The 11,225-nt window shown below is 73.2% G+C and carries 8 protein-coding genes; 4 read left to right on the forward strand and 4 right to left on the reverse strand.

The window, feature by feature from the left end:
* The first annotated feature begins 124 nt into the window (after positions 1-124).
* From recA to glgC, 3 genes are all read left to right on the forward strand, one after another.
* Positions 125-1,174, forward strand: coding sequence for a recombinase RecA (gene recA, locus QC029_RS15325; RefSeq protein WP_279556208.1), 1,050 nt, complete (start codon positions 125-127; stop codon positions 1,172-1,174).
* A 194-nt stretch (positions 1,175-1,368) separates the two neighbouring features.
* Positions 1,369-2,559 carry a glycogen synthase gene (glgA, locus tag QC029_RS15330; RefSeq protein ID WP_279556209.1) on the forward strand — a complete coding sequence of 397 codons (1,191 nt, stop codon included), beginning with the start codon at positions 1,369-1,371 and terminating at the stop codon, positions 2,557-2,559.
* Between the two features lie 49 nt (positions 2,560-2,608).
* Positions 2,609-3,829, forward strand: coding sequence for a glucose-1-phosphate adenylyltransferase (glgC, locus tag QC029_RS15335; RefSeq protein WP_279556210.1), 1,221 nt, complete (start codon positions 2,609-2,611; stop codon positions 3,827-3,829).
* A gap of 85 nt (positions 3,830-3,914) precedes the next feature.
* Here the strand turns inward: glgC and QC029_RS15340 are convergent, their stop codons facing one another.
* From QC029_RS15340 to QC029_RS15350, 3 genes are all read right to left on the reverse strand, one after another.
* A complete protein-coding gene (locus QC029_RS15340; RefSeq protein WP_279556211.1) occupies positions 3,915-5,654 on the reverse strand; it encodes a cellulase family glycosylhydrolase in 1,740 nt (579 codons plus the stop codon).
* Between the two features lie 809 nt (positions 5,655-6,463).
* Positions 6,464-7,366: a class A beta-lactamase-related serine hydrolase gene (locus QC029_RS15345; RefSeq protein ID WP_279556212.1), complete on the reverse strand. Its 903-nt coding sequence runs from the start codon at positions 7,364-7,366 to the stop codon at positions 6,464-6,466.
* Positions 7,363-8,259, reverse strand: coding sequence for a LysR family transcriptional regulator (locus QC029_RS15350; RefSeq protein ID WP_279556213.1), 897 nt, complete (start codon positions 8,257-8,259; stop codon positions 7,363-7,365). The genes QC029_RS15345 and QC029_RS15350 overlap by 4 nt, the downstream gene beginning before the upstream one ends.
* 172 nt (positions 8,260-8,431) lie before the next feature.
* On the opposite strand from QC029_RS15350, the gene bla reads away from it, so the two are divergent.
* Positions 8,432-9,376, forward strand: coding sequence for a class A beta-lactamase (bla, locus tag QC029_RS15355; RefSeq protein WP_279556214.1), 945 nt, complete (start codon positions 8,432-8,434; stop codon positions 9,374-9,376).
* A 69-nt stretch (positions 9,377-9,445) separates the two neighbouring features.
* Here the strand turns inward: bla and QC029_RS15360 are convergent, their stop codons facing one another.
* Positions 9,446-10,606 carry an endo-1,4-beta-xylanase gene (locus QC029_RS15360; protein ID WP_279556215.1) on the reverse strand — a complete coding sequence of 387 codons (1,161 nt, stop codon included), beginning with the start codon at positions 10,604-10,606 and terminating at the stop codon, positions 9,446-9,448.
* Positions 10,607-11,225: the final 619 nt, after the last annotated feature.

An 11,225-nucleotide genomic window follows, 5' to 3' on the forward strand; every position in this document is an offset into this window, starting at 1 on the left:
GGACGCCCCCGGGCGGACGCGCGGAGGCGCGGGGCCCCGCGGAGGCCCGCGACGACGCGGCCCCGCCCGCCGCACCCGGAGCGCCGGCCGCGATGACAGACCCCGACCCACCGAGGGAGACCCCGTGAAAGAGCAGGACCGCGAGAGGGCGCTCGACGCCGCGCTCGCACAGATCGAACGGCAGTTCGGCAAGGGCGCCGTGATGCGCCTCGGCGACAGCGTGTGGGACCCCATCGAGGTCATCCCGACCGGGTCGACCGCTCTGGACGTCGCCCTCGGCGTGGGCGGCCTGCCGCGCGGCCGGGTGGTGGAGGTCTACGGCCCGGAGTCCTCCGGCAAGACCACCCTGACCCTGCACGCGGTGGCCAACGCCCAGCGGATGGGCGGCACGGTCGCCTTCGTGGACGCCGAGCACGCGCTGGACCCGGAGTACGCCAAGCGGCTGGGCGTGGACGTGGACTCCCTGATCCTGTCCCAGCCCGACAACGGCGAGCAGGCGCTGGAGATCACCGACATGCTGATCCGCTCCGGCGCCCTGGACCTGATCGTGATCGACTCGGTGGCGGCGCTGGTGCCGCGCGCCGAGATCGAGGGCGAGATGGGCGACTCCCACGTCGGTCTGCAGGCCCGGCTGATGAGCCAGGCGCTGCGGAAGATCACCGGCGCGCTCAGCCAGTCCAAGACCACCACGATCTTCATCAACCAGCTCCGCGAGAAGATCGGCGTGATGTTCGGGTCGCCGGAGACGACCACCGGTGGCCGGGCGCTGAAGTTCTACGCCTCGGTGCGGCTGGACATCCGCCGGATCGAGACGCTCAAGGACGGGACCGAGGCGGTGGGCAACCGCACCCGGGTGAAGGTGGTCAAGAACAAGGTGGCGCCGCCGTTCAAGCAGGCGGAGTTCGACATCCTGTACGGCATCGGCATCAGCCGGGAGGGCGGGCTGATCGACATGGGGGTGGAGCACGGCTTCATCCGCAAGTCGGGGGCCTGGTACACCTACGAGGGCGACCAGCTGGGGCAGGGCAAGGAGAACGCCCGCACCTTCCTGCGCGACAACCCCGACCTGGCCAACGAGATCGAGAAGAAGATCAAGGAGAAGCTCGGCATCGGGACACGGCCGGCCGAGGAGCCCGGCACGGACGCCCTGCGCGCCCTCTCCGCCGAGTTCTGACCCGCCGGCCGCCGCGCCCGGGCGCCGCCCCGCTTCCCGAGGACCGCCCGGCCGCGCGGACGGCCGCGGGGAGCGCCGGTGGCGGCACGGGGAGCGAGGCCCGCCCCGGTGCCACCCCGGAATTCGAAGATCGACTTTCGTGACCGCGCCGAGTGAGCGACCCTGGAACAGGATGTCCGAGGGACGGGGGCCGCATGAAGGTAGGCCTGATCACCCGGGAGTACCCGCCGAACGTCTACGGCGGCGCCGGTGTCCACGTGGAGTTCCTCGCCCGGGAGCTGAGGCGGCTCACCGACCTCGAGGTGCACTGCTGGGGCGAGGGCGGCGAGGGTGAGGGCGACGGCAAGGACGGCGGTGACGGCGTACGGCGGCACCGGCCCGCCCCGGACCTCGACGGCGCCAACGGCGCCCTGCGCACCTTCTCCGTGGACCTGTCGATGGCCGCCGCCCTGGAGGGCCGTGACCTGGCCCACTCCCACACCTGGTACGCCAACCTCGCCGGCCACCTCGCCAAGCTGCTGTACGGCGTCCCGCACGTCATGACGGCCCACTCCCTGGAACCGCTGCGCCCCTGGAAGGCCGAGCAGCTCGGCGGCGGGTACGCGCTGTCGAGCTGGGCGGAACGGACCGCGGTCGAGGCCGCCGACGCGGTCATCGCGGTCTCCCACGGCATGCGCGGGGACATCCTGCGCTGCTACCCGGCCCTCGCCCCGGACACCGTGCACGTCGTCCACAACGGCATCGACACCGGCCTCTACCGTCCGGACCCCGGCACGGACGTCCTGGAGCGCGTCGGCGTCGACCCCGGCCGCCCCTACGTCCTCTTCGTCGGCCGCGTCACCCGCCAGAAGGGCGTCCCCCACCTGCTGCGCGCCGCCCGGTCCGTCGACCCCGGGGCGCAGCTGGTGCTGTGCGCCGGAGCCCCCGACACCCCGGAGATCGAGAGGGAGTTCAGGGAGCTGGTCGGGGAGCTGACCCGGAGCCGGACCGGGGTCCTCTGGATCCCCGAGATGCTCCCGCGCCCGGACGTCGTGCAGCTGCTCACGCACGCCGCGCTGTTCGTCTGCCCCTCCGTCTACGAACCGCTGGGCATCGTCAACCTGGAGGCGATGGCCTGCGGCACGCCCGTGGCGGCCTCCGCGGTGGGCGGCATCCCGGAGGTCGTCGAGGACGGTGTGAACGGGCTGCTCGTGCCCTACGACGAGCGGGACCCGGAGGGCTTCGAGGCGGGGCTCGCCGCGGCCGTGAACCGGCTGCTCGCGGACCCGGCGGAGGCGGCGCGCATGGGCGAGGCCGGACGGGAGCGGGCCGTCGGGGCGTTCGGCTGGGACGCGGTCGCGCGGCGCACCGTGGAGGTGTACGAGGCCGTCCTGGAGGCGGCGTAGACCGACGGGGACCGATGCCGGACGGAGCGGTGGCGAGAGAGGAGCGGTGATGCGACGCGGCGGACCTTCGGTGCTGGGAATCGTGCTGGCCGGCGGAGCGGGCAAGCGGCTGATGCCGCTCACGGCCGACCGCGCCAAGCCCGCGGTCGTCTTCGGCGGGACGTACCGCCTAGTCGACTTCGTGCTGTCCAACCTCGTCAACGGCGACATCCTGCGGATCTGCGTCCTGACCCAGTACAAGTCGCACTCACTGGACCGGCACATCACCACCACCTGGCGGATGTCGAGCCTGCTGGGCAACTACGTCACGCCCGTGCCCGCCCAGCAGCGGCTGGGTCCCCACTGGTACCTGGGCAGCGCCGACGCCGTCCTCCAGTCGCTGAACCTGGTGCAGGACGAGCGCCCCGACCACATCGCGGTCTTCGGCGCCGACCACGTCTACCGCATGGACCCGCGGCAGATGCTGCAGCAGCACATCGACGGCGGCGCGGGGGTCACCGTCGCCGGCATCCGGGTGCCGCGAGCGGAGTCCTCCGCCTTCGGCGTCATCAGCCCCGGCCCGGACGGCCGGACGGTCGAGGGCTTCCTGGAGAAGCCCACCGACCCGCCCGGCCTGAGGGACGACCCCGACTCCGTCCTCGCCTCCATGGGCAACTACGTCTTCACCACCCGGGCCCTGGTGGAGGCCCTCTTCAAGGACGCCGAGGACGAGGACTCCGCGCACGACATGGGCGGCTCCATCCTGCCCATCCTCACCGAGAGCGGCGAGGCGCAGCTGTACGACTTCAGCGCCAACCACGTTCCCGGGGAGACCGCCCGCGACCGGGGGTACTGGCGCGACGTGGGGACCCTCGACGCGTACTACGACGCCCACATGGACCTGATCGCCGAGCGGCCCGCCTTCAACCTGTACAACCGCGACTGGCCGATCTACACCCACTCCACCCAGCTCTCGCCCGCCCGCTTCAACGCCGGGGGCATCGCCGGCGAGTCCATCGTCAGCGCGGGCTGCCTGATCCGCGGCCAGGTCACCCGGTCGGTCCTCTCGCCCGACGTGGTGGTGGAGGAGGGGGCGGTGGTGCAGGAGTCGATCCTCCACGACAACGTGCGCGTCGGGCGCGGCGCGATCGTCAGGGGGGCGATCCTGGACAAGCACATCGAGGTGCCGCCCGGCGCCACGATCGGGGTGAACGCGCAGCACGACCGGGAGCTGTACTCCGTCTCGGAGAACGGCGTCGTGGCGCTGGGCAAGGGCCAGCGCGTCCTGTGACGGTGCGCGGGCGCCCCGGCCCGCCGTCCGCACGACGGGAAGGCGGGCGGGGCGCCCCGCCCGCCCCGCCCGCCGGGACCGCCGGTCAGGCCGTGGTGCCGGTGACCGATGTCCCGGACCGGGTGACGTGGTAGGTCACCGTCGTCCCGCTCCGGTAGTGGAAGGTGAGCGTCACGCGGGCGCCGTCCCTGACCTCGGCGAAGAAGTCGGGCGTCAGCGTGGTGACTCCGTTGGCGTAGTCGGGTGCGAACGCGCGGTCGAACTCCTTGTAGGACGTCCAGTCGTGGGGGCCGGCGTTGGAGCCGTCGGCGTACCTGGCCTCCATCGTGGCGAGCCGGTCACCGCGGAAGTCGGTGGGGATGGCGAAGGACCCCGTCGTCCCGGTGGCGTTGCGCAGGACGGGCCTGTCGTAGGTGATCAGGTCGATCCGCCACGGGACGCCCCGCGAGAACCGCGCGGACAGCACCGCGTTGACGCCGTACGCCCGTGATCCGCTGAGCCGGGTGAGCGCGGAGGCGGTGAGCGTGAGCCGGTCGCCCTGGAGGGTGTAGTCCCGGCCGCGCACCAGGTCGGTGGAGCCGTGGCGCAGCCCGGTGAACGAGGTGCCGTTGAGGTTCAGCGTGAGGCTCTTGTCGGTGACGGCCGCGCCGCGGGCGCTGAACACCTGGTCGGACGAGGCCGTGCCCGACCGCGTCGTCCAGCTGGACCTGATCTGGGCGAACAGCTCCGGGTCGTTCCAGCGGAAACCGGTGCGCTGGAAGTGCTGGCCGTTGTCCCACAGCATGGTGGTGATCTTCTTGGTGCAGGCGTGGTGGCCGAGGAACTCGAAGAACTTCAGTTTCTCGCCCTGCTGGACGGTGCCGGTGTGCCGGTCGAAGCCCAGCAGGCCGTACTCGCCGAGGATCACCGGGATGCCCCGGGCCACGAAGGCGTCGTGGACGCGGCCGAACGCGTCGGTCAGGTCCTTCTGGGCGGTTGCGTCGAAGTGCGTCCCGCCGGCGACGTTCACGCTGAACGGCCAGTAGCCGTAGTAGTGCACCGTCGCGGCGAGGTTGCGGTCGCCGAGGGCGCCGAGGGTGGCGGCCAGCTCGTCCACCCGCGCCTGGTCGGTCGAGGTGTGCAGGGTCGGCAGGACGAGCAGGCGGGTGGTGTTGTTGCCGCCCGACTGGCGCACGACGCGGTGGAAGGAGGTGTTGAGCTCGTTCAGCAGCGCCGCGTTCTGGGCGTCGCCGGAACCGCCGTTGAACTGCGGCTCGTTGACGCTCTCGAAGACCAGCCTGGGCGAGGAGTTCCGGAACGTGTCGGACAGCTGCTTCCAGATGGCGTTGTAGCGGGCGAGCACGCCGGTGCGGTCGGCCGGCATGTCGGCGATCCACTGCCAGGAGTCGTGGTGGATGTTGATCATGACGTGGAAGCCGTCCGCCAGCGCCCAGTCGACCACCTCCTTGACGCGGCCGAGGTACGCCGCGTCAAGGGCGTACTCCGGCGCCGGCCCCTGGTGCCGGCCCCAGGTGACGGGGATGCGGATGCTGTTGAACCCCTGCGCTCTGACGTTGTCGAGCAGCGCCTCCGTGATGCGCGGGTTTCCCCACGAGGTCTCGTCGCTGCCGGTGGCGTCGAGGGAGTTGCCGAGGTTCCACCCGGGCTGCATCGCGGCGACCTGCGCCATCGCATCGCCCGAGGCCGGGTGGGGGCGCGTGGTGGCCGCGGCCGCGGCGCCGCCGGCGGCCGTCACGCTCAGACCGGCGAGCAGTGTGACGAGGCCGCTCGCCAGCAGGCCGACCCACCAGCGGATTTTCCCCGTGCTGTCATGTAAACCGGACATCGCGCTCCTCGTGGTCGCATAACGCGGTGGAAGAAAGGAACCGGACCCGTCCGAGATCGGCCGGGCCGGTGTGCGGGAATTCCGTCCCGTCGCGATGTTGGCAGCGGCGCATCGGCGACGCAAGGACTCCGGGGGCGGGCTCGGTGAAAACCGCCGTCCTCAATGTGGACTTCTCGGCAGGAACCGAGGCGTTCGACCACGTCCGTTCGACTCCGGTAAATCGTCGAACGGAATTCGACGGCCCGGTGCCGAATTCGGATCCCGACGGCGCCCGCCGGTCCGGGGGCCGTGCCGCACCCGCTCGAGAGGCACCGGGCGTGCCGCACCGCCGCCTTTCGCGGTCCCGTTCCCGCACGGGCGGCCCTCGGCACCGGGCCGGGGGCGCCGTGAGTGCCACGAGTGCCGCCGGTGCGGGAACGCGGCTTCCGTCGCGGCGCCGGCGAGTGTCCTCCGCGTGCGCGTGATATCCCTTGCCGAATGGGGGTCCGCGGAGTTTCCGCGGTGAATCCCCCGCCGTTCCTCCGAGGCCGCGATTCCCTGCGAAATACCGTGGTGAGCGGGGTTGAGGGCGGTCCGGCCGTATGCGGCTGATTCCCCGCGCCCGTCCGAAAGGCCGGTGACCGCTTCTCGCGGACCGGATTGCGGCGGCCCGTCACCCCGGGCGGAGCCGGACGCGCTGCCGTGCCGGAACCGGAACCGGAACCGGAGCCGGAGCCGAGGCGGGGGCCACCGCCTCGGCTCCGGCGGCGGACCGCCGGCGCGGACTCGCGCCGCGCACGGGAGGACGCGGAGAGGCTCCGGCCCGGACGCTAGAGCTGCCGGAGGTGGTCGCGCAGCCCGCGGGCGGCCTGCGCCATGAGGGCGTCGGCGCCGGGCTGGGTGACGGCCGGGACCAGGGACTCGGTGAGGACGGCGATGGCGAAGGCCTGTCCGTCGGAGTGCTCCACGACACCGATCTCGTGGCGGAGGTTGAGGAGGGTCCCGGTCTTGGAGGACCAGGTGGTGGCGTCGGAGCTGAAGTCCGGGGCGAGCCGGTGCCGGATCACGTTGTGGGCCATGAGGCCGCGTACGCGCTCGGCCGTCTCCGGGGCGATCGCCGACGGCGTCCACAGGGCCTGGAGCAGTTCGACCCAGGCGCGTGCGCTGCCGGTGCCGGCGCGGGTGGTGTCGAGCTGTGGCACGCGATGTCCGCGGCCGCTGGTGCCGGCCTCGATGGCGAGGGCGTGGGCGAGGTGCGCCTGGTCGGCGTCGAAGCGCTCCACGGGGGTGTCGGACAGCTCGCGCATGCCGTGCCGGACGGTGATGCCGCGCAGGCCCAGCTCGTGGAGGAGGGCGGTGACCCGGGCGGGCGGGGTGAGGTCGAAGAGCGCGTCGGCGGCCGTTCCGTCGCTCACGCAGGTGCTCAGGTAGAGCAGGTCGTCGATCGCGATCCGGGCGGGATGGCGGAACCGGCTCAGCCCGGTCGGACCGGGCGTGGTGATCCGCCCGGGCCGCACGTCGAGCGCCGTCGCCCCGTCGAGCTCGCCCCGCCGGATGCGCTCCGCCGTCGCCAGCGCGAGCGGGACCTTGATCAGGGACGCGGCGGGCAGCCGGGTGTCCGGGTCGATCCCCAGCTCCCGTCCCGTGTGGAGGTCCCGGACGAGCAGGCAGCCGCGCAGGCCTCCGTCGCGCAGCCGCCGGCGCGTGTCGCGGAGCAGGGCCTCGGCGCTCATGGCCTCCCTCCCGCGGCGTCCGCCCGGGTGTCCGCGCCGAGGCAGCGGGCGATGACGTCGCCCAGGCGCGCCTCGACGCGCTGCGGGCTGCCGTCCGCGACGGCGAGGGCGTACCCCCGGCTGAGGGCGGTCTCACCGATGGGCCGCCAGGCGAGGGCGAGTTCCGCGGCCTGCGCGGGGGAGCACAGCAGCAGGTCGCGGGTGCGGAGGGCTTCCGCCGCGGCGGTCGTCAGGTCGCCCGCGGTGACGAGCTGCGCGGGCCGCAGGCCGACCGCGTCGCGCAGCCGCGTCAGCGGGTCGCGGATGTGCGGCACGTCGTCTTCCGGCTGGATCCAGACACGGCGGGCCGGGCCGGGGGAGGCCCGTCCGACCCGCAGCGTCTCCAGGTACACGCGCTTCACACCGGGATCCCGGGCGCCGGCGACCCCCAGCGGCACGGACCACGTCGCCTCGTCCGGCGGCACCGCGAGCAGGGCGGCGCGCACCTGCCGCGCGTGGACGAGCTCCCTGCGCCGCGCCGGCGCCGCGGCCCGGAGATCGAGGGTGATGCCGTGCCCTCGGGCCTCGGCGACGAGGCGGGCGAGGTCGGCCGTCGCGCAGATGCCCGGCATCGCGAGCCGCCACGGTCTGCGCCGGGCGGTCTCCGCCTCGTGCAGCAGCGCATCGGCCGCCCGCACGAGCTGTCGGGCCATCGGCAGCATGTCCCGGCCGAAGGGCGTGAGGACGGCCCGCCGCGATGTGCGCTCGAACAACTGCTCGCCGAGGCGCTCCTCCAGGGCGGCGACGCGCCGGCTGGCCACCGGCTGGGACATCCGGGCGGCGGCCGCTCCGACGGTGAAACCGCCGTGCTCGCTGACGCTGACGAACGCGCGGCATGCTCCCACCAGATCCACAGCCCGCACTCTATCCATGCCGGTTCGGCATGGAACGGCGCACGAGCGTATTGGACCGCATGGCCCTCCGGGGGCGAGGGTGGTCCCGCCACTCATCGACCACGCACCGGGACGGGGCCGTGGCGCTCCGTCCCCATGCGCCCCGAACACGGGGCGCCCTGGAGGTTGACCCATGCAGCACACCCGTGTCCGGCGCGCCGTTCTCGGCGCGCTCGCCGCGCTCGCCCTCGGTCCGCTCGCGGCCTGCGGCCAGGGCGCTTCCCCGGCCCCGCCGCCTCCGTCCGCCGCGGCGCCCCCGTCCGCCGCGGCGGGGAGTCCGAGCGCGACCGCGAAGCCGTTCGCCCGCGAGTTCAGGGAGCTCGAGCGCAGGTTCGACGCGCGGCTGGGCGTCTACGCCGTCGACACCGGCACCGGGCGCGAGGTGGCCCACAACGACGGCGAACGGTTCGCCTACGCCTCCACGTTCAAGGTGCTGGCAGCCGGCGCCGTGCTGCGGAAGCACTCCCTGAGCGGGATGGACCGGGTGGTCGAGTACTCCGGGGACGACCTGGTCGCCCACTCTCCCGTGACCGGGAGGCACGTGGGGACCGGGATGAGCCTGGGCGAGCTGTGCGAGGCCGCCGTCCGCTTCAGCGACAACACCGCGGCCAACCTGCTGTTCGACGAACTGGGCGGCCCCGGGGGCCTGGACGCCGTGCTGGAGGAGATCGGCGACGACGTCACCCGGATGGAGCGCCGCGAGCCGGAGCTGAGCCGGTGGGCCCCGGGCGACACACGGGACACGAGCACGCCGCGGGCGCTGGCCGGGGACCTGCGCGCGTTCGTCCTCGGGGACGTCCTCGGCGGGGCCGAACGCGCGCGGCTCACGGAGTGGCTGCGGACCAACACCACCGGGGCCGACCTCATCAGGGCCGGAGTGCCCGAGGGCTGGGTGGTCGGTGACAAGACCGGGACCGGCAGCGCCTACGGGGCCCGCAACGACATCGCCGTGGTGTGGCCCCCCGGCGCGGCCCCCATCGTCATGGCGATCATGTCGAACCGCGCCGAGGAGGACGCCGAGCACGACGACGCGCTGATCGCGGAAGCGGCGTCCGTGGTCGCCGACGCGCTGTCGTAGCGGAGGGCGCGCGACCGCCCACCGCGCACGGTCGCGGTGGGCGGTCCCGGTGGGCGGCCGCTGTCGGCGTCAGCGCCTCCAGTCCTTCTTCCACTCCTCCCACTGGGCCTTCTTCAGCGTGGCCCGCAGGGCGTGGAAGGCGGGCTTGCGGACGAAGTCCTCGGTCATGACCGTCGCGGAGCCCTCACCCTGGAAGAACACCGGGACCCAGGAGTACTTGTCGGTGAAGCCCCAGATGGTGAAGGAGTTGCACTCCTCGACCGCCAGGCACGCCTCCAACACCCGCTGGTACCAGTCGGCCTGCTGCTTCTGCTGCGCGTCGGTGGGCACGCCGCTCTCCGGCAGGTCCATGCGGACGTCCAGCTCGGTGACGGCCGTCTCCAGGCCGAGCGCGTCGAACCGCTCCAGGTTCTGCCGGAGGTCGCCCGGGAAGCCGTAGCGCATGCTCAGGTGCGCCTGCACGGAGAAGCCGTGCACGGGCACGCCCTGCTCCAGCAGGTCCTGGGTGAGCGCGTAGTAGGCGTCGCTCTTGGCGTTGTCGCTCTCCACGCCGTAGTCGTTGAAGAACAGCTTCGCCTTCGGGTCGGCCTCGTGGGCCCAGCGGAAGGCGTCGGCGACGATGCCCGGCCCGAGCTCGCGGATCCAGATGTTGTCCCGGGTCCGCAGGTTGCCCTGCTCGTCGAAGATCTCGTTGGCGACGTCCCACTGCTGGATCTTGCCGGCGTAGCGGCCGACGACGGTGGTGATGTGCTCGCGCAGGATCTCGCGCAGCTCCTCCTCGGAGAAGTCGCCCTGCTCCAGCCACTCGGGGTTCTGGCTGTGCCACAGGAGCGTGTGCCCGCGCACGACCTGACCGTGGCGCTCGGCGAACTCGACGATGGCGTCGGCCGCCCCGAAGTCGTAGCGGTCCCGCTCGGGGTGGATGAACTCCCACTTCATCTGGTTCTCGGGGGAGACCGAGTTGAACTGCTGTCCCAGGATCTTCCGGTACTTCCGGTCCGAGGTGAAGGGGTCCGGGTAGTCCTGCTCGAGGTGGTGGCCGCCGCCGGCCACGGCGGTGCCCACGTAGAACCCCTCGGGAGCGGCCCAGCGCAGCCGGTCGAACACGGCGTTGGAGTGGGGCGCGGCCTGGGGGTCGGCGGGCGGGGCGGCCGTGGCCGATGTCACCGCCAGCGGCAGGGATACGGCGGCCGCGGTGAGCGCGACGGTGGCGATGCGGACGGTTCTCATCGGAGGGCTCCCAGTTTTCGGTCGACCTTTTCAAAGTTTCCGGAAAGTTTCCGGACGCTTGGTTCAGGGACGCTAAGGGCTCGCCGACCGGGGCGTCAATACCCGTGCGGAACCCGTGCGGAGCGGTACGGATCGCCGTTGCCGTCCGGGCCCGTGTCCGGACGGGTGCAAAAGGGGAGCGGCGGCCGATATCCGGCCGGCGAGGGGGCGTTGCCGCTGTGGGGGCCGACGCGGGGACGGGCACGCCCGTACCGGCGGTGCCACGCGCTCTCGACCGCCGGGGCGACGCGGTGCGCGTGTCCGGCGGCATCGGGACGGCCGGTGTCGACGATCCGCGGGAGGAGCGCCGGCCCCGCCGCCGACGGGGCGGGCGGACCCGCAGCGCGCGCCGTGCGGAGGCGCGTCCGGCGCGGGGCGCTCAGGAGGTAGCCGGCCGGATCGCCGGCCGAGCCGGCGGCCGAGCCCGCGTTCCGGGACGGCGCCCGGGGCGTGCCGCGGAAGACCGCGAACAGGCGTGTCGCGCCGTGCTCCGGCGGGACGGGGGAAGGCCCCGGACCGCGGCGTTCCCCGTGAACGTGCAGGACGCCTCTGTGCGGGAGCCCGCGGGCTCCCGCACAGA

Origin of the sequence: Streptomyces sp. DH37, assembly GCF_029813835.1 — a bacterium.
GTDB lineage: Bacteria > Actinomycetota > Actinomycetes > Streptomycetales > Streptomycetaceae > Streptomyces.

What these genes read in the sequence shown, in the direction of transcription:
- QC029_RS15340 (WP_279556211.1), bottom strand. Translation starts at nt 5,654, where the DNA reads ATGTCCGGTTTACATGACAGCACGGGGAAAATCCGCTGGTGGGTCGGC.
- QC029_RS15345 (WP_279556212.1), bottom strand. Translation starts at nt 7,366, where the DNA reads ATGAGCGCCGAGGCCCTGCTCCGCGACACGCGCCGGCGGCTGCGCGAC.
- QC029_RS15360 (WP_279556215.1), bottom strand. Translation starts at nt 10,606, where the DNA reads ATGAGAACCGTCCGCATCGCCACCGTCGCGCTCACCGCGGCCGCCGTA.
- glgC (WP_279556210.1), top strand. Translation starts at nt 2,609, where the DNA reads ATGCGACGCGGCGGACCTTCGGTGCTGGGAATCGTGCTGGCCGGCGGA.
- glgA (WP_279556209.1), top strand. Translation starts at nt 1,369, where the DNA reads ATGAAGGTAGGCCTGATCACCCGGGAGTACCCGCCGAACGTCTACGGC.
- bla (WP_279556214.1), top strand. Translation starts at nt 8,432, where the DNA reads ATGCAGCACACCCGTGTCCGGCGCGCCGTTCTCGGCGCGCTCGCCGCG.